Below are 22,702 nucleotides of genomic sequence, written 5' to 3'. Positions count from 1 at the left end.
GCTCGGGCCCGGCCCAGGCGCGGCCGTCCGCCCCGGCTCCGGGGCAGCCCAAACCGCCCGCGCCCGGCCAGGCGCCGCGCCCCGGCGCGACGCCGGGCCCGCGTCCGGGCCCGATGCCCAAGCCCCGCGCCCCCCGCGTCGGCAACAACCCCTTCTCCTCGGCGCAACCCGTCGACCGGCCCGTCCCGCGCCCGCAGGCGCCGCGGCCCGGGGCGCCCCGCCCCGGCGCGCCCCGGCCCGGCGGCGCTTCGCCGGGCAACATGCCGCCCCGGCCCGCCGGTGCCGGCGGACCGGGCCGTCCGGCCCGCCCCGGCGCCCCGCGTCCCGGCGGTGGCCGTCCCGGCGGTCCCGGCGGTCGTGACGGCGGCGGCGGTAACTACCGCGGTGGCGGCGGCGTCGGCGCCCCGCCCGGAGGTGGCGGTGGTTTCCGTGGCCGTCCCGGTGGCGGCGGTGGCCGCCCGGGCCAGCGCGGCGGTGCCGCCGGTGCGTTCGGCCGCCCCGGCGGTGCGCCGCGACGCGGTCGCAAGTCGAAGCGGGCGAAACGCGCCGAATACGAGAACATGCAGGCGCCCGTCGTCGGTGGCGTGCGGTTGCCGCACGGCAACGGCGAGACGATCCGGTTGGCGCGCGGCGCGTCGCTCTCCGACTTCGCCGACAAGATCAACGCCAACCCGGCCTCGCTGGTGCAGGCGCTGTTCAACCTCGGCGAGATGGTCACGGCCACCCAGTCGGTTGGCGACGAGACGCTCGAGCTGCTGGGCAGCGAGATGAACTACGTGGTGCAGGTCGTCAGCCCCGAGGACGAGGACCGCGAACTGCTCGAGTCCTTCGACCTGAGTTACGGCGAGGACGAGGGCGGCGAGGAAGACCTGCAGACCCGGCCGCCGGTGGTGACCGTCATGGGTCACGTCGACCACGGTAAGACCCGCCTGCTGGACACCATCCGGAACGCCAGCGTTCGCGAGGCCGAGGCCGGCGGCATCACCCAGCACATCGGTGCCTACCAGGTGACCGTCGAACACGACGGCGTCGAGCGGCCGATCACCTTCATCGACACCCCGGGTCACGAGGCGTTCACCGCCATGCGTGCCCGCGGTGCCAGGGCCACCGACATCGCCATCCTGGTGGTGGCGGCCGACGATGGCGTCATGCCGCAGACGGTGGAGGCCATCAACCACGCCCAGGCTGCCGACGTGCCGATTGTGGTGGCGGTCAACAAGATTGACGTCGAGGGCGCCGACCCGGCCAAGATCCGCGGCCAGCTCACCGAATACGGTTTGGTGGCAGAGGATTTCGGCGGCGACACCATGTTCGTCGACATCTCCGCCAAGCAGGGCACCAACATCGAGGCGCTGCTGGAGGCGGTGCTGCTGACCGCCGATGCCGCGTTGGACCTGCGGGCCAACCCCGACATGGAGGCCCAGGGTGTGGCGATCGAGGCGCACCTGGACCGCGGACGCGGGCCGGTCGCCACGGTCCTGGTGCAGCGCGGCACGCTGCGGGTCGGCGACTCGGTGGTGGCCGGCGACGCGTACGGCCGCGTCCGCCGCATGGTCGACGAGCACGGCGACGACGTCGAAGAGGCGCTGCCGTCGCGGCCGGTGCAGGTCATCGGTTTCACCTCGGTGCCCGGCGCCGGGGACAATCTGCTGGTCGTCGACGAGGACCGCATCGCCCGCCAGATCGCCGACAAGCGCAGCGCCCGCAAGCGCAACGCGCTGGCGGCGCGTTCCCGCAAGCGGATCAGCCTGGAGGACCTGGACTCGGCGCTGAAGGAAACCAGCCAGCTGAACCTGATCCTCAAAGGCGACAACGCCGGTACGGTCGAGGCGCTGGAAGAGGCCCTGATGGGCATCGAGATCGACGACGAGGTGGCGCTGCGCGTCATCGACCGCGGTGTCGGTGGGATCACCGAAACCAACGTCAACCTGGCGTCGGCCTCGGATGCGGTGATCATCGGCTTCAACGTGCGCGCCGAGGGCAAGGCCACCGAGCTGGCCAACCGCGAGGGCGTGGAGATCCGCTACTACTCGGTCATCTACCAGGCGATCGACGAGATCGAGAAGGCCCTGCGCGGCATGCTCAAGCCGATCTACGAGGAGAACACGCTGGGCCGTGCCGAGATCCGGGCGATCTTCCGCTCGTCCAAGGTCGGCATCATCGCCGGCTGCATGATCAGCAGCGGCATCGTGCGCCGCAACGCCAAGGCGCGGTTGCTGCGGGACAACATCGTGGTCACCGACAACCTTACGATCAGCTCGCTGCGGCGGGAGAAGGACGACGTGACCGAGGTCCGCGAGGGCTTCGAGTGCGGTATGACGCTGGGGTACTCCGACCTCAAAGAAGGCGACATCATCGAGTCCTACGAGTTGGTGCAGAAGGAGCGCACCTGATGCCTGACCCGGCTCGGGCGCGCCGTTTGGCCAAGCGAATCAACACCATCGTCGCCTCGGCGATCGAGTTCGAGATCAAGGATCCCGGGCTCGAGGGGGTCACCATCGTCGACGCGAAGGTGACCGCCGACCTGCACGACGCGACGGTGTTCTACACGGTGATGGGACGCACGCTGGACGACGAGCCGGACTACGCTGCCGCCGCGGCCGCCCTGGAACGGGCCAAGGGCGCGCTGCGCACCAAGGTCGGGGCCGGCACCGGTGTGCGCTTCACGCCCACCCTCAGCTTCACCCGCGACACCACGTCGGACAACGTGCAGCGGATGGAGGAATTGCTGGCACGTGCCCGCGCCGCAGATGCTGATCTGGCGCGGGTTCGATCAGGCGCCAAGCCGGCTGGGGAGGCCGATCCATACCGGGATAGCGGATCGGGCGCGGAGCCCGGCCTCGACGGGAGCATCGGTGACGACGACCAACACGAATACTGAGCTGGGTGGCCCCCGGGTGGGGGCGCGCGTCGACGCCGCGGGTGCGGTCGCATTGTTGTCGGACGCCGACACCGTCGCGGTGATCGCGCACGTGCATCCCGACGCGGACACCATCGGCGCGGGCCTGGCGCTGGGGCTGGTGCTGGACAAGTGCGGCAAGCGGGTCGAGGTCAGTTTCGCCGAACCGGCCGGGCTGCCCGAGTCGCTCGCGTCGCTGCCCGGCTGCGGGCTGTTGGTCGATCCCGATGCGATGCGCCGCGACGTCGATCTGGTTGTCACCGTTGACGTTCCGAGCGTCAAGCGGCTGGGCGCGTTGAGCGATTTGGCCGTCGAGGGTGACGAGGTGCTGGTCATCGACCATCACGCCTCCAACGACGTGTTCGGCACCGCCAATTTCGTTGACGTGTCGGCCGATTCGACCACCATGATGATCGCCGACATTCTCGACGCCTGGGGCAAGCCCATCGACGCCGACGTCGCGCACTGCATCTACGCCGGCCTGACCACCGACACCGGGTCGTTCCGGTGGGCCAGTGCGCGCGCCCTGCGGCTGGCGGCCCGGCTGGTCGACGGGGGCGTGGACAACGCCGCGATCAGCCGAACCCTGCTGGACAGCCACCCGTTCGGATGGCTGCCGCTGCTGTCGCGGGTGCTGGCCTCGGCCCAGCTGCTGCCGGACGCCGCGGGCGGCCGGGGGCTGGTGTATGCCGTTGTGGGCAACGAGGATTGGGTGAGCTCGCGGCCGGAGGAAGTCGAAAGCATCGTCGACATCGTGCGGACCACGCAGCAGGCCGAGGTGGCCGCGGTGTTCAAGGAGATCGCCCCGCAGCACTGGTCGGTATCGATGCGGGCCAAGGCCGCGGTGGACCTGGCGGCGGTCGCGTCCGGGTTCGGCGGCGGTGGGCACCGGCTGGCGGCCGGCTACTCGACCACCGGCTCCATCGACGACGCGGTGGCGTCGCTGCGCGCCGCGCTGGACTAGCGCCCGGCTAGAACGCCCAGCTTCCCGAGCGCTGCACGACGAATCCGTGGTCGCCGCTTGTGGTGTCCAGGCAGGCGATGAGGTTGTCGGCCCCGACCGCGCAGGTGACGTTGAGATAGGTCAACTTCTGGCCGGTCCCCAGCGATTTGCCGCCGGCGGGCAGCGGGGCCGGGTTGCCGTCGCATCCGGCGTAGGACATGCGGCTCAACTGGTAGCCGGGTCCCTTGAAGTCCACCGAACCCACGACGCAGTCCCCGGGGCGCGGGCGGCCCCCGGGGAAGGGCACGTCGTCCATTCCCGACATGTCGCCCTTGCACTTGATGTCCTGCGACGGTTGCGGCACGGGCGGCGGCCCGCCGTAGAAGTCGCACACCAGGGCGGAGCCGGCGGAGAAACTGACCCGCGGCGAGCTTCCCGGCGCGCCGGCGCCGATATAGCCGTCGGCCGCCACGGGGGTGAAGGCGTCGAGGTTGGGGAACCCCGGCGGCGGCAGCGCGCCCGCGGGCGGCGCGGGCACCGCGAGCGCCGACGCGGCGGCCAGCGTCAGGCCGCCGAGAACCCGCACCGTGACACCGACGACCGCGCGCATCAGTTGATCGTATGGGGTGGGCCGGACCGGCGGGAACGGTCCGGCGCAGATCGCCGCGTCAGCGCACCTGCGAGCGGCCGCGCGCCAGCACGGCCTCCCGGTTGGCGGCGATGTCGTCGCCGCTGGTCCGGAACTGCCGGGCGGCCGTCGCCTCATGCCACAGCCCGGCGCTGGTCTGCGCGTCGTCGATGCGGTGATACGACGCCAGCAGCGCCCGCACCGCGTCCTGGTTGTTCCCGACGATCGACGCCGCCACCTTCCGGGCGGCGCCCAGCAGCTGGTCGTGCGGCACCACCTCGGTCACCAGCCCGGCGCGCAGCGCGTCGGGGGCGGACAGGTAGTCCCCGGTCATGCTCATCCGCCGGGCCAGCCCGATCCCCACCTTCTGCGGCAACCGCACGCTCATACCCCACATGGGCAGCAGCCCCACCCGGGCATGGGTGTCGGCGAACCGGGCGTTCTCCGACGCGATCAGGATGTCGCAGTACAGCGCCAGCTCCAGCCCGCCGGTCACCGCGGCCCCGTTGATCGCCCCGATCACCGGCTTGGTCAGCTCCGGCCAGCGCGGCGAGATGTCCGGAAGTGCCGAGGAACCGCCCAGCTCCTTGAGATCCAGCCCCGCGCAGAACACCGGGTCGGCGCCGGTGACGATGACGACGTCGACGCCGTCGTCGGTTTCGGCGTCGGCCAGCGCCCCGAAGAAGCGGTCCCGCAACGCCGAGGACAGCGCGTTGCGCGACTGCGGTCGGTTGAGGGTCAGGGTGCGCACTCGCTCGTCGGTGTCGATCAGCAAAATCTCGTCGGTCATGCGTTCACCGTAGCCAGTCGGCCCGCACGGTCGGTGGGCCGCCTTGCCGCCGGCCGATTCGTCGGGCAGCGGCGCCGCCGAGCAGCGCTTATCGTGGGAAAGATGTGCCGGAACATCACCGAACTGCGCGGCCTGCAGCCAGCGGCCACAGCCGAGGAAATCGCGGCGGCGGCCCGCCAGTATGTGCGCAAGGTCAGCGGCATCACCCACCCCTCGGCCGGCAACGTCGACGCGTTCGAGGCGGCGGTCGCCGAAGTCACCGAGACGACGACGCGGTTGCTGGGGCAGCTGCCGCCGCGGCGCCAGCCGCCCAAGACCGTCCCGCCGTTGCGCCGTCCCGAGGTGAGGGCGCGGATGGCGGGCGCGAAATGACCGTCACCACGACGACCCCCGCGCTCAAGGAGTGGAGCGCCGCGGTGCACGCGCTGCTGGACGGTCGCCAGCGGGTGCTGCTGCGCAAGGGCGGCATCGGGGAGAAGCGGTTCGAACTGGCCGCCCGCGAGTTCTTGTTGTTCCCGACGGTCGCGCACAGCCACGCCGAACGGGTGCGTGCCGAGCATCAAGACCTGCTGACGCCCGCGGCCGCCGACAGCACCGACGATGAGCTGGTGATCCGGGCCGCCGCGAAAGTCGTTGCGGCGGTACCGGTTGAGCGCCCGGACGGCCTGCCGGCCATCGAGGACCTGCACATCTGGACCGCCGAGTCGGTGCGCGCCGACCGCCTGGACTTTCGTCCCAAGCACAAACTGGCGGTGCTGGTGGTGTCGGTGACCCCGCTGCCCGAGCCGGTGCGCCTGAACCGGACTCCGGAGTATGGCGGCTGCAAGAGCTGGGTGGAGCTACCGCTGCCGGCTCCGGTGGCGGCGGCGGGGCGCGATCCCGTTCATGACGAAGCGGCGCTAGCCGCGGTCGCCGCCCGGGTCCGCGACGCTGTCGGCTGACAACTCGGCCGGGCCGACCGGCAACAGCAGCCGGGAGCGTCCGTAGCGCACGGTGTGGGTGACCGGCGTGGGCTGCCGGCCGGTCAGCACCGGCTCGCCGGAGCCGAGGTTGTGCGCGTAGCGCGGCGACCAGCTGCCGGCGATCAGCAGCCGGATGCGTGAGCCGGCACGAATGCGGTGGGCCATGCCGTCGAGTTCCAGGCGAACGATCTTCTCCGACTTCGGTTTTGCCGCGGTGCGCAGCCGTCGGTACGCCTCGCTGACGTTGCGCGACCGGCCCTTGGCGTCGACCTCGCTCACCCGCACGAACAGGTCGGCGTGCGGGCTGTCCGCGCCATGGGCGAGCTCGACGACTGGACAGCCGTAGACGTACACGTCCTCGGTGAGGGTCGCGCTGGTGAAGGCCAGCACGTCGCCACGCGAGGCCAGCCGGCTGTCGTCGCGGTAACCGCCGTGCGCGGACAGCAGCGGGCCGCCGGTGGTCGGTGTCGGACTGGCCGGGTCATAGCGAAAGGTGGCCGGCACCAACCCCTTCGGGGCGGGCGCGGTCTCACCCAGGTAGCCACCGGGCCGCAGGTACAGCGGGCGTTCGGTGGTGGGGGGCGGCCAGTCGGGCAGGCCGCGCCAGCCACCGCCCCCGCCCGTGACGTACACGCGGACCCGGCTGAGCCGGCGCGTGGTGGCCGCACCGCCCAGATGCGTGCCCAGCCAATCCAACGCCTCCCGGGCGCAGGTGCTAAACCCGGTGGTGAGCAATTGGGTGTGCGTCCAGGGGCCGACGGTGAGCGCGACGTCGACACCGCGCCGGCGCAGATGCGCGTACTGCTGCAGCGTCTGCCCGATGAAGATGTCCTGCCAGCCGCCCACCAACAGCACCGGCACCTGCACCCGGTCCAGCGCCTCGGTGCACCGCAACGCGTCCCAGAACGGGTCGTCGGGTTCGCTGTGTTCGACCCAGGATTCGAACCAGGGTGCGCCGGTGCCGAGGATTGCCCGCGCGGCGTCGCCCAGCGGCACCGCGGCCGCGGCCCGGGCCGCCCTGCGGCGGGTCTGCAGCTGGCGCAGTGCGGCGCGCACCCGCACGGGGTCCTCCTGATGCGCCACCATGTCGCTCCAGCCCAGGAAGTCGTTGATCGCGAACGTGCCGGTGCCCCAGGTTGATTCGTTGAAATCATGAGGGCCGACCATGATGACCGCGGTGGCCAGTTCCGGCGGGGGATCCTGCAACAGGGCCCACTGAGTGAAGCCCAGATAGGAAATTCCGATGGAGGCGAAGCGGCCGGTGAACCATGGCTGCTCGCGCAGCCAGGCGACGGTGTCGGCGCCGTCGGCGACCTCGTTGGCCATCGGCTCGAAGACCCCGCCCGATCCGAATGTCCCGCGCACGCTTTGCAACACGACGTGGTAGCCGCGCGCCGCGTACAACGCGCCGAATGTCAACCCGAACGGAAATCCGCGTCCATAGGGGCCGCGGACCAGCAAAGTGCCGGTGGGCGACCCGGTGGCCGGTGCATAGTGGTCGGCCACCAGCTGCACCCCGTCGCGCATCGGCACGCGGACGCGCCGCACCGTGTAGTCGGTGGTCTCCGGCGGCAGGCCGAGCAGCCGGGCGGCGGCCTTGCCGCCCAGGTGTCGCAGGGTGTGCAGCGTTGGCTGCGCGGGGCGGATCAAGGTCGTACTCACGGTCCTCACACTAGGACCCGTCAGACACTGGGACCCGTCAGCCGGCCGCGACGCGACGCGGCGGAGATCAGAACTTGTAATACGGCGCGAGGTCGTTGGCGCGCTGGGTGTTGGTCTGCATGCAATCGACCTCGGGGTTGGAGTAGACGGTCGAGTAGTACAGCGCCTGCTGCAGCACGCCGTAGCTGGTCTTGAACGCGACCATGCACGAGTAGTACCAATAGCTGTTGTGGTAGGTCGGCTTGAGCACCCAGTACTGCGCGGCCCGGTGACCCGCGATCGTCGTCTCGACGGCGTCGGCGGGCAGCGAGGCCTCGTAGGTGCGCCAGACGATCGGCTCGACGGCCACCTGATAGTTGCCGGCGTCGAAGTGGCAGCGCAGCCCGTCCTCGTGTTCGGGCGGTGTGAAGCCCAGCCCGAGGCGCTGGATGACATCGAACGGGATGTCCTCGCAGGCGTCGAACGGGCGCGGATCGGTGGTCGCCACGATCGGGCTCTTCATCGTGGTTTCCATCGGCTGGGCGGTCGACCGCAGCTCGACGGACCGATCGCCGCCGCCCGGCGGGGCCGGGGCGGTCAACAGGCCCACCGTGCCCCCGATGGCCGCTGTGAGCAGCGCACCCAGCGCCCCCATCAGACGAACATTGGCGAACACGACACCCCCTGACGCCGCAGCGGTCCTTTCGGGGGAGTGTACAAGTACCGCGTGCGACGTCACAGGCGAGCGTGAACTTGTTCTAACTCACCCGCTCGCCGCCGAAATGCCGCCGTGAAAGGGGCTCGCCCGGGCCCAGTCGTTAGGGTGGTTAGTCGTGGCTGGGCATACATCCGGGCGGGAATCGACCGACGGTGGGCAACCGACACTGTGGGCGGTGTCCGACCTGCACACCGGTCACCTGGGTAACAAGCCGGTCACCGAGTCGCTGCATCCCTCGTCGCCTGATGACTGGCTGATCGTCTGCGGTGACGTCGCCGAACGCACCGACGAGATCCGCTGGGCGCTTGACCTGCTGCGACGGCGCTTCGCCAAGGTGATCTGGGTGCCGGGCAACCACGAGCTGTGGACAACCACCCGCGACCCCGTGCAAATCTTCGGCAAGGCGCGCTACGACTACCTGGTCAACATGTGCGACGAGATGGGCATCGTCACGCCCGAGCACCCGTTCCCGGTGTGGACCGAGCGCGGGGGCCCGGCCACCATCGTGCCGATGTTCCTGCTCTACGACTACAGCTTCTTGCCCGAGGGAGCCACGAGCAAAGCCGAAGGCCTGATGATCGCCCGCGACCGCAACGTGGTGGCCACCGACGAATTCCTGCTCTCCCCGGAGCCCTACCCCACCCGTGAGGCGTGGTGTCGCGAACGCCTAGAGATCACCCGCGCCCGCCTCGAAGAGCTGGACTGGATGACGCCGACCGTTCTGGTGAACCACTTCCCGTTGGTCCGCGAGCCCTGCGACGCGCTGTTCTACCCGGAGTTCTCGCTGTGGTGCGGCACCACCAAGACCGCCGACTGGCACACCCGGTACAACGCCGTGTGTTCGGTCTACGGTCATCTGCACATCCCGCGGACCACCTGGTATGACGACGTGCGCTTCGAGGAAGTGTCGGTCGGCTATCCGCGGGAGTGGCGCCGCCGCAAGCCGCCCAGCTGGCTGCGCCAGGTGTTGCCGAATCCTCAGTACGCGCCGGGCGACCTCAACGACTTCGGCGGCCACTTCCAGATCACTCCCGAGATGCGACAGCAGGCCGCGCAGTTCCGGGAACGGTTGCGGCAGCGGCAATCACGATGACCGGGGACATGCTGGTGTCCTCGGTGCTCCCGGCGGTAAACGGCCTGGCCTACGCCGAGGTGTACTCCGACCCGCCCGATCTCGCGCCGCTGCCCGAGGAGGAGCCGTTGATCGCCAGGTCGGTGGCCAAGCGGCGCAACGAGTTCATCACCGTCCGCAACTGCGCCCGCATCGCGCTCGGTGAGCTGGGCCTGCCGCCGGTCCCGATCCTCAAGGGGGAGAAGGGAGAACCCTGCTGGCCCAACGGCGTGGTGGGCAGCCTGACCCACTGCACGGGCTACCGGGGTGCGGTGGTGGGCCGCACCGACGCGGTGCGCTCGGTGGGCATCGACGCCGAACCGCACGACGTGTTGCCCGACGGAGTGCTGAATGCGATCAGCCTGCCGGCCGAACGCACCGAGATCCCGGCGAACCTCTCGGGCGATCTACATTGGGATCGAATCTTATTCTGCGCCAAGGAGGCAACGTACAAGGCGTGGTTCCCGCTGACCAAGCGATGGCTGGGTTTCGAGGACGCCCACATCGCGTTCGAGGCCGACGTCCCCGGGGCGATGACGGGCCGGTTCGTGTCGCAGATCCTGATCGACCCGGCAGCGTTGTCCGGTCCGCCGCTGACCGAGCTGCGCGGCCGTTGGTCGGTCGAGCGCGGGCTGGTGCTCACCGCGATCGTGCTATGACCGAAAGCCCCAGCGGGCCGGGAATAGTCGTGGTCGACAAGCCGGCCGGAATGACCAGCCATGACGTGGTCGGGCGCTGCCGACGGATCTTCGCCACTCGCAGGGTGGGACATGCGGGAACGCTGGACCCGATGGCCACCGGCGTGCTGGTGATCGGGATCGAGCGCGCCACCAAGATCCTCGGCCTGTTGACCGCGACCGCCAAGTCCTACACCGCCACCATCCGCCTGGGCCAGAGCACGTCCACCGACGATGCCGAGGGCGAACCGGTGCGCAGCGTCTCGGCGCGGCACCTCACCGGTGAGGCGATCGAATCGGCGGTGGCCGGCCTGCGCGGCGACATCCAACAGGTGCCGTCGGCGGTCAGCGCGATCAAGGTGGACGGCAAGCGTGCCTACCGGCTGGCCCGCGAGGGCCAGGCCGTCGAGCTCGAGGCGCGGCCGGTGCGCATCGACCGGTTCGACGTGTGCGACATCCGGGCGGGCGGCGACGTCGTCGACCTCGATGTCGAGGTCGACTGCTCGTCGGGAACATACATCCGCGCCCTGGCCCGCGACCTCGGCGCCGCCCTGGGGGTGGGCGGGCACCTGACGGCGTTGCGTCGCACCCGGGTCGGCCGCTTCGGGCTCGATCAGGCGTATCCGCTCGACGAGCTGGCGGAGCGGCCCCGATTCAGCTACGGCCTGGACGAGGCCTGCCTGCTGATCTTTCCGCGCCGCGACCTGTCCGCCGAGCAGGCCGAGGCGACCGCCCACGGCCGGTCGCTGGCCCCGGCCGGAATCGACGGCGTCTACGCGGCGTGTGATCCCGACGGCCGGGTGATGGCGCTGCTGCGCGACGAGGGGTCGCGCACCAAGTCGGTGGTGGTGATCCGCCCGGCGACGCTGTAAGGCCCCCGGCCGAACGGTTGGTTGGGTCAGGTTGCACACTGAATGCCTAGACCGCCTACGGTTCGGAAGGGGACGAGGATGTCCAACAGGGTCTACTCCAACAGGGTCTACGTGATCGGCGTCGGCATGACGAAGTTCGAGAAGCCGGGCCGCCGCGAGGGCTGGGATTACCCGGACATGGCCCGGGAATCGGGCACCAATGCGCTTGCCGACGCCGGCGTCGACTACCGCGAGGTGCAGCAGGGCTACGTCGGCTACGTCGCCGGCGATTCGACGTCCGGCCAGCGGGCCCTCTACGAGCTGGGTATGACCGGGATCCCGGTCGTCAACGTCAACAACAACTGCTCCACCGGCTCGACCGCGCTCTTCCTGGCGGCGCAGGCCATCCGCGGCGGCATCGTCGACTGCGCGATCGCGCTCGGCTTCGAGAAGATGCAGCCCGGATCGCTGGGCGGCGGTGCCCAGGACCGCGAATCGCCGATGGCCAAGCACGTCAAGGCGATGGCCGACATCGACGAGTTCGCGATGCCCGTCGCGCCGTGGATGTTCGGTGCCGCCGGCCGCGAACACATGAAGCAGTACCGCACCACCGCAGAGCATTTCGCCAAGATCGGCTACAAGAACCACAGGCACTCGGTGAACAACCCGTTCGCCCAGTTCCAGGAGTCCTACACGCTCGACGACATCCTGGCGGCGCGGATGATCTCCGACCCGCTGACCAAGCTGCAGTGTTCGCCGACCTCGGACGGTTCGGGTGCGGCCATCCTGGCCTCGGAAAGCTTCGTCGACGGCCACGGGCTGGCCGCCCAGGCCGTGGAGATCGTCGGGCAGGCGATGACCACCGACTTCGCGTCGACGTTCGACGGAAGCGCCAAAAACCTGATCGGCTATGACATGAATGTCCAAGCCGCGCAACAGGTTTACGACCAGTCGGGGCTCGGGCCGCAAGACTTCCAGGTGATCGAACTGCACGACTGCTTCTCGGCCAACGAGCTGCTGCTCTATGAGGCGCTGGGTCTGTGCGGTCCCGGTGAGGCGCCCAAGCTGATCGACAACAACGACACCACCTACGGCGGACGCTGGGTGGTCAACCCGTCCGGCGGACTGATCTCCAAGGGGCACCCGCTGGGCGCGACCGGGTTGGCGCAGTGCGCCGAACTGACCTGGCAGCTGCGCGGCCAGGCAGACAAGCGTCAGGTCGACAACGTCAGCGCCGCCTTGCAACACAACATCGGACTTGGCGGCGCCGCCGTCGTCACCGCCTACCAGCGCGCCGAGCGTTAAGGGCGCCATGATCGAGTGGTCCGAGACGGACCTGATGGTCCGGGACGCCGTTCGGCAGTTCGTCGACAAGGAGATCCGCCCGCACCTGGACGAACTGGAAACCGGCGAAATGTCGCCGTATCCGATCGTGCGCAAGCTGTTCAGTCAGTTCGGCCTCGACACCATGGCCGCCGAGTGGGTCAAGAAGATGTTGGACCGCGAGCGCGCCAAGCTGGACGGCACCCCCGCGGCCGAGCAGGCCGACGAAAAGCTGGACGACGCAGGCGGTTTCGGTGGCGGAGCCCAGGGGTCGATGGTCGCGGTGTTGGTGTCCGAGATCGCCCGGGTCAGCATCGGGTTGCTCAGCACCGCGTCGGTGAGCCTCGGGTTGGGAGCCGCGACCATCGCCAGCCGCGGCACGCTGGCTCAGAAGGAACGTTGGCTGCCCGAGCTGATGACGTTGGAAAAGATTGCGGCGTGGGCCATCACCGAGCCGGACTCGGGCTCGGACGCGTTCGGCGGCATGAAGACCTACGTCAAACGCGACGGGGCGGACTACATCCTCAACGGGCAGAAGACCTTCATCACCAACGGTCCCTGCGCCGACGTCCTGGTCGTCTACGCCAAGCTCGACGAGGGCGACGCCGGCTCGAAACAAGACAAGCGCAACCGCCCGGTGCTGGTCTTCGTGCTTGACGCCGGCATGCCGGGCCTCACGCAGGGCAAGCCGTTCAAGAAGATGGGCATGATGTCGTCGCCGACCGGCGAGCTGTTCTTCGACAACGTGCGGCTGGGCCCGGACCGGCTGCTCGGCGAGAGCGAACAGCACACCGACGGCGACGGCCGCGACAGCGCCCGCGCCAACTTCGCCGCCGAGCGGATCGGGATCGCGATGATGGCGTTGGGCATCATCGACGAATGCCATCGGTTGTGCGTCGATTACGCGAAGAGCCGAACTCTGTGGGGCCGCAACATCGGGCAATTCCAGCTGATCCAGCTCAAGCTGGCCAAGATGGAGATCGCCCGAATGAACGTGCAGAACATGGTCTTTCACACCATCGAGCGCCAGCAGGCCGGCAAACCGCTGACGCTGGCCGAGGCGTCGGCGATCAAGCTGTACTCCTCGGAGGCGGCCACCGAGGTGGCGATGGAGGCCGTGCAGTTGTTCGGCGGCAACGGGTACATGGCCGAGTACCGGGTGGAGCAGCTGGCCCGCGACGCGAAGTCGCTGATGATCTACGCGGGCAGCAACGAGGTTCAGGTCACCCACATCGCCAAGGGGCTGCTGGCCGACTGAGCGGCCGACCGAGCTAGGCAGTCACCCAGATCGCCCGGGCGGCCGGGCTGCCCAGGTCGACCGTGGTCTCGGCGCCCTCGCCGGAATCGATGGCCACCGAGATCATGCCGGCGAAATCGCGCCGGGTCAGGACCCGCAGCCGGGAATCGAGATTGATGCCGACGTCGGTGAAGTAGCGCAGCATCTCGGGGTCGGCGTCGGAGATGCGGGCCACCGTCCCGGTGTCCCCGTCGTCGCACGCCCACAGCTGGCGGGCCGGCGGGGTCGGCACCTGCCCGTCGGAGGCGGGGATCGGATCGCCGTGAGGGTCCCGGCGGGGATAGCCCAGCTTGGCGTCGATGCGGGCCACCAGGCGATCCGACACGGCGTGCTCGAGCACCTCGGCCTCGTCGTGCACCTCGTCCCAGGCGTAGCCGAGCTCGTTGACCAGGAAGGTCTCCAGTAGCCGGTGGCGGCGCACCATCTGCAGCGCCGCGCGCCGCCCCGCCTCGGTCAGCGTGACCGCGCCGTATTTCTCGTGGTCGACGAGGCCCTGCTCGGCGAGTTTGCGGATGGACTCCGAGGCCGTGCTGGCCGACACCCCGATCTTCTCGGCCAGCATTTTGGTGCTGACCTTCTGCAGGGCGTCTTTGGGGGACCACTCCTGGGCATTCCAGATCGCCTTCAGGTAGTCCTGGCCGACCGCGGTGATACCGCCACGTTCCTCGTCAGCGCTCACAACGACAAAGTTTAGGCCCCACGCCTGATCCGGCGTGTTCCCCGACACGATGGCGGGGTTTGCCCTCTCCGATCTCCCGGCGGACCACTGCGCGCCGTAGGCTTGCTGCGTGCAGCGGTGGCGCGGCCAAGACGAGATACCCACGGACTGGGGCAGGTGTGTGCTCACCATCGGTGTGTTCGATGGTGTGCATCGCGGCCACGCCGAGCTGATCGCGCATGCGGTGAAAGCGGCGCGGACCCGCAACGTTCCGACGGTGTTGATGACGTTCGACCCGCACCCGATGGAAGTGGTCTATCCCGGCAGCCATCCCGCGCAGCTGACGACGCTGACCCGCCGCGCCGAGCTGGTCGAAGAGCTGGGCATCGACGTCTTCCTGGTGATGCCGTTCACCACCGATTTCATGAAGCTCACGCCGGAGCGCTATGTCCATGAGTTGCTGGTGGAGAACCTGCACGTGGTCGAGGTCGTCGTGGGGGAGAACTTCACCTTCGGCAAGAAGGCGTCCGGCAACGTCGAAACGCTGCGCCGCGCCGGCGAGCGCTTCGGGTTCGCCGTGGAGTCGATGTCGCTGCTCTCCGAGCACCACAGCAACGAGACCGTGACGTTCTCGTCCACCTACATCCGGTCCTGTGTGGACGCCGGTGACGTGGTGGCGGCCATGGAGGCCCTGGGCCGGCCCCACCGGGTCGAGGGCGTGGTGGTGCGTGGCCACGGGCGCGGCGCCGAACTGGGCTTTCCCACCGCGAACGTGGCGCCGCCGATGTATTCGGCCATCCCGGCCGACGGCGTGTACGCCGCCTGGTTCACCGTGCTCGGCCATGGGCCGGTGACGGGCACCGTCGTCCCGGGCGAGCGCTATCAGGCGGCGGTGTCGGTGGGCACCAATCCGACGTTTTCCGGGCGAACCCGCACCGTTGAGGCCTTCGTCCTGGACACCGACGCCGATTTGTACGGGCAGCACGTGGCGCTGGACTTCGTCGCCCGCATCCGCGGCCAGCACAAGTTCGACTCGATCGAGGACCTCATCGACGCGATGGTTAAGGACACCGACAAGGCGCGCCAGCTGCTGACCGAGTGAGCCTGCGCGACGATTCGAGCCCGCCGGCTGCTGGCTGCTAAACTGCCGGACGACATCGGCGCGTGCTGCGGTTCGCGGTGGCCGCGCCTTGAACCTTCACTCTTCGCGGACCGATTGATGGAGTTAGTTCGTGGCGCTTACAGCCGAGCAGAAAAAAGAGATCCTGGGCAACTACGGCCTGCATGGCACCGACACCGGCTCGCCTGAGGCGCAGGTCGCGTTGCTGACCAAGCGGATCGCCGACCTGACCGAGCACCTGAAGGTGCATAAGCACGACCACCACTCGCGGCGCGGGCTGCTGTTGCTGGTCGGGCGCCGTCGCCGGCTGCTCAAGTACGTCGCGCAGATCGATGTCGAGCGGTACCGCTCGCTGGTCGAGCGGCTGGGCCTGCGTCGCTGACGCAAAGCCTCACCCGGGGCGTTCGCGCCCGTAAATTCCGAGCGATATGGCGGGCAGGGGTCGCCCGTGTAGAGTGAGGACGTTCTGGGCCGGTTCGGCCCGAGCAAACGGTGCGGTCACGCAGATCCGCGTGTGCCGTTCCAGCGTGTCACTGCGCACCCCCGAGGGAGCAGCCCAGTCTGCATCGGGCGGTCTTCGGTAGTGGCTGCCGGGCTCTCCGGATCTGGGGTAGGTCGGCCGCTTCGATCGATGGCCGTAGCCGTATTCAGACGGGCTCTTCTCAGAAGCTCTCCAGGGTGGCTCGCGGGCCCGTACGGGTCGGTGGGTACTCCTGTGGGGCCTCTCTTAGGTTGCTCGTGACGACGCGAAACAGCCGAATAAGAGAGGCAGTACGGACGTCCATGTCTGTCGCTGAAATTGAAGAGGGCGTGTTCGAGGCGACCGCCACCATCGACAACGGGAGCTTCGGCACCCGCACCATCCGATTCGAGACTGGCCGGTTGGCCCAGCAGGCCGCCGGCGCCGTGGTCGCGTATCTCGACGAAGAGAACATGCTGTTGTCGGCGACCACCGCCAGCAAGAGCCCCAAGGAGCACTTCGACTTCTTCCCGCTGACCGTCGATGTCGAGGAGCGGATGTATGCCGCCGGACGCATCCCCGGTTCGTTCTTCCGTCGCGAGGGCCGTCCCTCCACCGACGCGATCCTGACCTGCCGGCTGATCGACCGGCCGCTGCGCCCGTCGTTCGTCTCCGGGTTGCGCAACGAGATCCAGGTCGTGGTGACGGTCCTGAGCCTGGATCCCAACGACCTGTACGACGTGCTGGCGATCAACGCCGCGTCGGCCTCGACCCAGCTGGGTGGCCTGCCGTTCTCGGGTCCCATCGGTGGCGTGCGGGTCGCGCTCATCGACGGCACCTGGGTGGCGTTCCCCACCGTCGAGCAGCTCGAGCGGGCCGTCTTCGACATGGTGGTGGCCGGCCGCATCGTCGGCGATGGTGACCAAAAGGACGTCGCCATCATGATGGTCGAGGCCGAGGCCACCGAGAACGTCATCGAGCTCGTCGAGGGCGGCGCCCAGGCGCCGACGGAAACCGTTGTGGCCGAAGGGCTCGAGGCCGCCAAGCCGTTCATCGCCGTGCTGTGCACCGCGCAGCAGGAGCTGGCCGACGCGGCCGCCAAGCCCACGGGCGAGTACCCGACTTTCCCCGACTACGGCGACGACGTCTACTACTCGGTCGCCTCGGTGGCCACCGACGAGCTGGCCAAGGCGCTGACCATCGGCGGCAAGGCCGAGCGTGACGCGCGCACCGACGAACTCAAGGCCGAGGTGGCCGCGCGCCTTGCCGAGACCTACGAGGGCCGCGAGAAAGAGGTCAGCGCCGCCTACCGGTCACTGACGAAAAAGCTGGTACGCCAGCGCATCCTGACCGATCACTTCCGCATCGACGGCCGCGGCATCACCGATATCCGCGCGTTGTCGGCCGAGGTGTCCGTGGTGCCGCGGGCGCACGGCAGCGCGCTGTTCCAGCGCGGTGAGACCCAGATCCTGGGCGTCACCACGCTCGACATGGTCAAGATGGCCCAGCAGATCGACTCGCTGGGGCCCGAGACCTCGAAGCGCTACATGCACCACTACAACTTCCCGCCGTTCTCCACCGGCGAGACCGGCCGGGTGGGCTCGCCCAAGCGGCGCGAGATCGGGCATGGCGCCCTGGCCGAGCGAGCCCTGATTCCGGTGCTGCCCGGCGTCGAGGAGTTCCCCTACGCCATCCGTCAGGTGTCCGAGGCGCTGGGCTCCAACGGCTCGACGTCGATGGGTTCGGTCTGTGCCTCCACCCTGTCGCTGCTGAACGCCGGTGTGCCGCTGAGGGCGCCGGTGGCCGGCATCGCGATGGGCCTGGTCTCCGACGACATCGAAGTAGAGGCGGGAGACGGCACGAAGTCGACCGAGCGCCGCTTCGTCACGCTGACCGACATCCTGGGCGCCGAGGACGCGTTCGGCGACATGGACTTCAAGTGCGCCGGCACCAAGGACTTCGTCACCGCGCTGCAGCTGGACACCAAGCTCGACGGCATTCCGTCGCAGGTGCTGGCCGGCGCGCTGGGGCAGGCCAAGGACGCCCGGCTGACGATCCTCGAGGTCATGGCCGAAGCCATCGATGCACCCGACGAGATGAGCCCGTACGCGCCGCGGGTCACCACCATCAAGGTCCCGGTGGACAAGATCGGTGAGGTCATCGGCCCCAAGGGCAAGATCATCAACGCGATCACGGAGGAGACCGGCGCACAGATCTCCATCGAGGACGACGGCACCGTGTTCGTCGGCGCCACCGATGGACCCTCGGCGCAGGCCGCGATCGACCGGATCAACGCCATCGCGAACCCGCAACTGCCCACGGTCGGCGAGCGGTTCCTCGGAACCGTGGTCAAGACAACGGATTTCGGTGCGTTCGTGTCGCTGCTGCCCGGCCGTGACGGCCTGGTGCACATCTCCAAGCTCGGTAAGGGCAAACGGATCGCGAAGGTCGAGGACGTGGTGAACGTCGGCGACAAGCTGCGCGTGGAGATCGCCGATATCGACAAGCGGGGCAAGATCTCGCTAGTTCTGGTGGAGGAAGACAACTCGGCTCCCGCCGCTGCTCCGGCGGCCGCACCTGCCGATGCCGCGACGGCGCGCAGCTGACTCGGCGACCGGGACGCGTCGTCCCGGTCGGGCCGCGTCGTTGCGCCGGGGCGAGGTCGATGAGGCGGAAGCAACACCCCAGGCCGCGCTGCGGCGCAGCACGCTGCCGGGCGGCCTGCGGGTGGTCACCGAGTACTTGCCCTCGGTACGCTCCGCGTCGGTCGGGGTCTGGGTCGGGGTCGGCTCGCGCGACGAAGGTGCGACCGTGGCCGGGGCCGCGCACTTCCTCGAGCACCTGCTGTTCAAGTCGACCCCCAGCCGCACGGCGGTGGACATCGCGCAGGCGATGGATGCCGTCGGGGGAGAGCTGAACGCGTTCACCGCCAAGGAGCACACCTGCTACTACGCGCACGTGCTCGACAGCGATCTGGCCCTGGCCGTCGACCTGGTCGCCGACGTGGTGCTCAACGGGTGCTGCGCGGCCGGCGACGTCGAGCTGGAACGCGACGTGGTCCTCGAAGAGATCGCGATGCGCGACGACGACCCCGAAGACGCACTCGGCGACATGTTCCTCAGCGCGCTCTTCGGTGACCATCCGGTGGGCCGTCCGGTCATCGGCACCGCACAGTCGGTGGTGTCGATGACCCGAAACCAGTTGCACTCGTTTCATGTCCGGCGCTACACGCCGGAGCGGATGGTGGTGGCGGTGGCCGGCAATGTCGATCACGACGAGGTGGTCGCGTTGGTGCGCGAGCACTTCGGGCCGCATCTGGTCCGCGGGCGCGAACCGATCCCGCCGCGCAAGGGGTCCGGCCGCATCACCGGCCGCCCGGTCCTGATGCTGGGCAACCGGGAAGCCGAGCAGGCACACGTATCGCTGGGTGTCCGCACGCCCGGGCGCGGCTGGGAGCACCGCTGGGCGCTGTCGGTGCTGAACACTGCGCTGGGCGGCGGCCTGAGCTCCAGGTTGTTCCAGCAGGTTCGCGAGCTGCGCGGGCTGGCCTATTCGGTCTACTCCACGGTGGACATCTTCGCCGACAGCGGCGCGCTGTCGGTGTATGCGGCCTGCCAACCGGAGCGCTTCGCCGACGTGATGGCGGTGACCAGTGGCGTGCTCGAATCGGTGGCCCGCGACGGCATCACCGAGTCGGAATGCCGCATCGCCAAGGGATCGCTGCGCGGCGGGCTGGTGCTCGGTCTGGAGGATTCCAGCTCGCGGATGAGCCGGCTGGGCCGCAGCGAGCTCAATTACGGCAGACACCGCAGCATCGAGCACACGCTGCAGCAGATCGATCGGGTGACCGTCGAGCAGGTCAACGCGGTGGCCCGCCGGCTGCTCGGGCAGCGCTACGGCGCCGCGGTTCTGGGCCCCTTTGCCGCCAAACGATCACTGCCCCAACAACTTCGGGCGATGGTAGAGTAGCGCCACATGTGCGCCTCCTCACTCGCGCCGTGCCGGCGCTCGCCGTCGGCGGAGTAGCCGAATGGTACTGGGCTTCTGGGACATCACGGTGCCCATCGTGGGCGCCCCCATGGCCGGCGGTCCCGGGACTCCAGCGTTGGCCGCGGCGGTATCCAATGCGGGTGGGCTCGGTTTCGTCCCCGGCGGGCACCGCAGCGCCGAGCAGTTCGCCGACGACATCGCCGCGGCGCGCAAGGCCACCACCGGCCCGCTCGGGGTGAACTTGTTTGTGCCCCAACCCAGCGTCGCCGACTGGGTGGCCCTGCACTACTACGCCGCCGAACTCGAAGAAATCGCCGAGCACTATCAGGTGGAGGTCGGTCACCCGCAGCATGGCGACGACGACGAGTGGGAGCGCAAGCTCGAGGTGGTGGCCGACGTCCGGCCCGAGCTGGTGTCTTTCACCTTCGGCGTGCCGCCGCCCGACGTGATCCGGCGGCTCGGCGCCCTGGGTCTGCTGGTGATGGTCACCGTGACCTCGGCCTACGAAGCCGGAGTGGCCGTCGCGGCCGGCGCGGACAGCCTGGTGGTCCAGGGCCCCGCAGCGGGCGGGCACCGCGGCACGTTCGCGCCCGACATGGAACCCGCAAACGAGTCGCTGCACCAGCTCATCGACCGCATCCGCCACTCCCACGACGTCCCGATCGTCGCGGGGGGCGGGCTGGGCACCGCCGAAGAGGTCGCGGCGGCGCTGCGCCGGGGAGCGGTGGCGGCCCAGGTCGGCACCGCCCTGCTGCTGGCCGACGAGGCGGGCACCAACTCGGCGCACCGCGTCGCCCTGAAAAACCCGCTGTTCGCCACGACCGTTGTCACGCGGGCGTTTTCGGGCCGCTACGCGCGCGGGCTGGAGAACGACTTCACCCGAATGCTCGATCACGTGGCGCCGCTGGGCTACCCCGAGGTCAACCATATGACCTCACCGATCCGGGAAGCGGCCGCCGCTGCGGAAGATCCCAACGGGATGCCGCTGTGGGCGGGGACGTCGTTCAAGAACGCGTGCGCCGGTCCCGCCGCTGACATCGTCGCCGGCCTCGCGGCCACCGGTTAGCCGCGCACCGGTCTAGCCCAGCACGGCGGCCGGGTCGGTGAACGGCAGGCCGAGATCGGTGGCCACCTGTTCGGACAGCAGGGCGCCGCCGTGCGTCGAAAGGCCTTTGGCCAGAGCGTGATCCGATCGGCACGCGGCCTGCCAGCCGCGGTCGGCGAGCGCCAGCACGTAGGGCATGGTCGCGTTGGTCAGCGCCACCGTCGAGGTTTTGGGTACCGCGCTGGGCATGTTCGCCACGCAGTAGAAAACCGTGTCGTGCACGGTGAAGGTGGGGTCATCATGGGTGGTCGGTCGGGAGTCCTCGAAGCAGCCGCCCTGGTCGATCGAAATATCCACCAGCACCGCCCCCGATTTCATCTGCGAGACAAGGGAATTCGAGACCAGGCTGGGCGCCCTGGCGCCGGGCAGCAGCACGGCCCCGATCACCAGGTCGGCCCGCTTGACGGTGCCCTCCAGGTCGTAGGCCGACGAATAGCGGGTGCGGACCCGGCCACCGAACTCCGCGTCGAGCAGCCGTAGCTTGTTGATGTTGACGTCGAGAACCGTGACCGCTGCCCCCATGCCGCCGGCGACCCGCGCCGCGTTGTAGCCGGCGGTTCCCGCGCCGACGACCACGACGTCGGCGGGTTTGACACCCGGCACGCCGCCCATCAGCACGCCGCGGCCCCCGTGGGTGCGCATCAGGTGATAGGCCCCCACCTGAGCCGACAGCCGGCCGGCGACCTCGCTCATCGGGGCCAGCAACGGCAGCGTGCCATCGGCGGCTTGGACGGTCTCGTAGGCGATCGACGTCGTTCCGGATGCCAACAGCGCTTCGGTGCACGCCCGCGACGCGGCCAGATGCAGGAATGTGAACAGGATCTGGTTGCGCCGCAACAGGTCATACTCGGCGGGTACCGGTTCTTTGACCTTGAGCAGCAGGTCGGCATCGCCCCAGACCCGCTCGGCGGTGTCCGCCACTTCGGCCCCGGCCGCCTTGAACTCGGCATCGGAGATCGCCGATCCCTCCCCGGCACCGGCCTGCACCAGCACGTCATGGCCGCGGCGGGTCAGCTCGGCGACACCCGCAGGGGTGATGGCCACCCGAAACTCGTTCGTCTTGGTCTCGGTGGGTACGCCGACTCGCATGATCGCCCCTTGGTTGCCGGTTCACATTCAAGTGTGAAGAAAGATCGTGAGGGGCGCAAAAGCGGGGTGTTTGCTGGCTATGATCGGCCAATGAGCGACCCGTGCGTGACGGCCACCATGCAGATCGGGGCCCGGACCGACGTGGCGTACCGGCTCATCACCGAGCACATCCGGCTCACCCCGCAGCGCCTCAAGCCGCGCGCCGAAACCGACTAGGGCGTGTCTGGCAAAGATTTTGGATGTTGTGCCCGAGGCTTGAGTCATGTCGCGGTTTCAGTTGCTCACCGATGCTCAGTGGTCGTTGATTGAAGATTTGCTTCCGACTCGGACAGGCAAGCGGGGCAGGCCCTTTCAGGATGCCCGCTCGATGGTCGAGGGCATTATTTATCGGTACCGGTGTGGGATCGCCTGGCGAGACGTGCCCGGGGCGTTCGGGCCGT

The 22,702-nt window shown here is 69.2% G+C and carries 23 protein-coding genes; 17 read left to right on the top strand and 6 right to left on the bottom strand.

Features of this window, described 5'->3' with window-relative positions; genetic code table 11:
• The 3 genes from infB to BST14_RS23040 form a co-directional block, all read left to right on the top strand.
• The coding region (gene infB, locus BST14_RS23050; protein WP_083066670.1) for a translation initiation factor IF-2 at window positions 1-2,393 on the top strand (2,393 nt) is incomplete at its 5' end.
• A complete protein-coding gene (rbfA, locus tag BST14_RS23045; RefSeq protein ID WP_083066668.1) occupies window positions 2,393-2,881 on the top strand; it encodes a 30S ribosome-binding factor RbfA in 489 nt (162 codons plus the stop codon). The genes infB and rbfA, both read left to right, overlap by 1 nt.
• On the top strand, window positions 2,856-3,863 hold the full coding sequence (locus tag BST14_RS23040) for a DHH family phosphoesterase (protein WP_142279556.1): 1,008 nt from the start codon (window positions 2,856-2,858) through the stop codon (window positions 3,861-3,863). The genes rbfA and BST14_RS23040 overlap by 26 nt, the downstream gene beginning before the upstream one ends.
• 7 nt (window positions 3,864-3,870) lie before the next feature.
• On the opposite strand, the gene BST14_RS23035 is transcribed toward BST14_RS23040, so the two are convergent.
• Entirely contained in the window at window positions 3,871-4,452 is a 582-nt protein-coding gene (locus BST14_RS23035; RefSeq protein ID WP_083066666.1) for a hypothetical protein, read from the bottom strand.
• Window positions 4,453-4,510: 58 nt separating this feature from the next.
• Entirely contained in the window at window positions 4,511-5,260 is a 750-nt protein-coding gene (locus tag BST14_RS23030; protein ID WP_083066665.1) for an enoyl-CoA hydratase, read from the bottom strand.
• Window positions 5,261-5,362: 102 nt separating this feature from the next.
• Between BST14_RS23030 and BST14_RS23025 the strand changes: the two genes are divergently transcribed.
• A complete protein-coding gene (locus tag BST14_RS23025) occupies window positions 5,363-5,632 on the top strand; it encodes a DUF2277 domain-containing protein (protein ID WP_083066669.1) in 270 nt (89 codons plus the stop codon).
• Complete coding sequence (locus BST14_RS23020; protein ID WP_083066664.1) at window positions 5,629-6,201, top strand: DUF1802 family protein; 573 nt, start codon at window positions 5,629-5,631, stop codon at window positions 6,199-6,201. The genes BST14_RS23025 and BST14_RS23020 overlap by 4 nt, the downstream gene beginning before the upstream one ends.
• On the opposite strand, the gene BST14_RS23015 is transcribed toward BST14_RS23020, so the two are convergent.
• Window positions 6,160-7,884: a CocE/NonD family hydrolase gene (locus BST14_RS23015; protein WP_083066663.1), complete on the bottom strand. Its 1,725-nt coding sequence runs from the start codon at window positions 7,882-7,884 to the stop codon at window positions 6,160-6,162. The genes BST14_RS23020 and BST14_RS23015 overlap by 42 nt on opposite strands.
• 67 nt (window positions 7,885-7,951) lie before the next feature.
• The gene (locus BST14_RS23010) at window positions 7,952-8,539 is read right to left on the bottom strand and encodes a DUF3558 domain-containing protein (RefSeq protein WP_083066662.1); all 588 of its coding nucleotides are present in this window, start codon (window positions 8,537-8,539) and stop codon (window positions 7,952-7,954) included.
• A 157-nt stretch (window positions 8,540-8,696) separates the two neighbouring features.
• Between BST14_RS23010 and pptH the strand changes: the two genes are divergently transcribed.
• The 5 genes from pptH (at window position 8,697) to BST14_RS22985 (ending at window position 13,801) form a co-directional block, all read left to right on the top strand.
• Window positions 8,697-9,674 (top strand): ACP phosphodiesterase PptH, encoded by a 978-nt coding sequence (gene pptH / locus BST14_RS23005; protein ID WP_083066661.1) that lies wholly within the window; start codon window positions 8,697-8,699, stop codon window positions 9,672-9,674.
• A complete protein-coding gene (gene pptT / locus BST14_RS23000; RefSeq protein WP_083066660.1) occupies window positions 9,671-10,351 on the top strand; it encodes a 4'-phosphopantetheinyl transferase PptT in 681 nt (226 codons plus the stop codon). Before pptH ends, pptT begins: the two co-directional genes overlap by 4 nt.
• Complete coding sequence (gene truB / locus BST14_RS22995) at window positions 10,348-11,241, top strand: tRNA pseudouridine(55) synthase TruB (protein ID WP_083066659.1); 894 nt, start codon at window positions 10,348-10,350, stop codon at window positions 11,239-11,241. The genes pptT and truB overlap by 4 nt, the downstream gene beginning before the upstream one ends.
• A gap of 78 nt (window positions 11,242-11,319) precedes the next feature.
• Window positions 11,320-12,525 carry a lipid-transfer protein gene (locus tag BST14_RS22990; RefSeq protein ID WP_083066658.1) on the top strand — a complete coding sequence of 402 codons (1,206 nt, stop codon included), beginning with the start codon at window positions 11,320-11,322 and terminating at the stop codon, window positions 12,523-12,525.
• Window positions 12,526-12,532: 7 nt separating this feature from the next.
• A complete protein-coding gene (locus BST14_RS22985) occupies window positions 12,533-13,801 on the top strand; it encodes an acyl-CoA dehydrogenase family protein (RefSeq protein ID WP_083066657.1) in 1,269 nt (422 codons plus the stop codon).
• Between the two features lie 13 nt (window positions 13,802-13,814).
• Here BST14_RS22985 and mntR read toward each other — a convergent pair whose 3' ends face one another.
• Window positions 13,815-14,519 (bottom strand): manganese-binding transcriptional regulator MntR, encoded by a 705-nt coding sequence (mntR, locus tag BST14_RS22980; protein ID WP_083066656.1) that lies wholly within the window; start codon window positions 14,517-14,519, stop codon window positions 13,815-13,817.
• A 109-nt stretch (window positions 14,520-14,628) separates the two neighbouring features.
• Between mntR and BST14_RS22975 the strand changes: the two genes are divergently transcribed.
• The 5 genes from BST14_RS22975 (at window position 14,629) to BST14_RS22955 (ending at window position 21,134) form a co-directional block, all read left to right on the top strand.
• Entirely contained in the window at window positions 14,629-15,600 is a 972-nt protein-coding gene (locus tag BST14_RS22975) for a bifunctional riboflavin kinase/FAD synthetase (RefSeq protein ID WP_083066655.1), read from the top strand.
• A gap of 130 nt (window positions 15,601-15,730) precedes the next feature.
• Window positions 15,731-16,000, top strand: coding sequence for a 30S ribosomal protein S15 (rpsO, locus tag BST14_RS22970; protein ID WP_007775081.1), 270 nt, complete (start codon window positions 15,731-15,733; stop codon window positions 15,998-16,000).
• A gap of 401 nt (window positions 16,001-16,401) precedes the next feature.
• Window positions 16,402-18,684: a polyribonucleotide nucleotidyltransferase gene (locus BST14_RS22965; RefSeq protein ID WP_083066654.1), complete on the top strand. Its 2,283-nt coding sequence runs from the start codon at window positions 16,402-16,404 to the stop codon at window positions 18,682-18,684.
• Window positions 18,662-20,047, top strand: coding sequence for a M16 family metallopeptidase (locus BST14_RS22960; protein ID WP_083066653.1), 1,386 nt, complete (start codon window positions 18,662-18,664; stop codon window positions 20,045-20,047). The genes BST14_RS22965 and BST14_RS22960 overlap by 23 nt, the downstream gene beginning before the upstream one ends.
• Window positions 20,048-20,108: 61 nt before the next feature.
• Entirely contained in the window at window positions 20,109-21,134 is a 1,026-nt protein-coding gene (locus tag BST14_RS22955; protein ID WP_083066652.1) for a nitronate monooxygenase, read from the top strand.
• A gap of 12 nt (window positions 21,135-21,146) precedes the next feature.
• Here the strand turns inward: BST14_RS22955 and ald are convergent, their stop codons facing one another.
• Window positions 21,147-22,262 carry an alanine dehydrogenase gene (ald, locus tag BST14_RS22950; RefSeq protein WP_083066651.1) on the bottom strand — a complete coding sequence of 372 codons (1,116 nt, stop codon included), beginning with the start codon at window positions 22,260-22,262 and terminating at the stop codon, window positions 21,147-21,149.
• Window positions 22,263-22,352: 90 nt separating this feature from the next.
• Here ald and BST14_RS31475 point away from each other — a divergent pair, with 90 nt between their 5' ends.
• Together BST14_RS31475 and BST14_RS31770 are read left to right on the top strand one after the other, a co-directional pair.
• Window positions 22,353-22,478, top strand: coding sequence for a hypothetical protein (locus BST14_RS31475; protein ID WP_281252823.1), 126 nt, complete (start codon window positions 22,353-22,355; stop codon window positions 22,476-22,478).
• Between the two features lie 46 nt (window positions 22,479-22,524).
• Window positions 22,525-22,702 (top strand): transposase (locus BST14_RS31770; protein WP_142279208.1); only part of this gene is annotated, 178 nt, incomplete at its 3' end.

The organism is Mycobacterium arosiense ATCC BAA-1401 = DSM 45069, assembly GCF_002086125.1.
In the GTDB taxonomy this organism is placed as follows: Bacteria; Actinomycetota; Actinomycetes; order Mycobacteriales; family Mycobacteriaceae; genus Mycobacterium; species Mycobacterium arosiense.
This window is presented reverse-complemented; position numbering and strand designations above follow the sequence as displayed.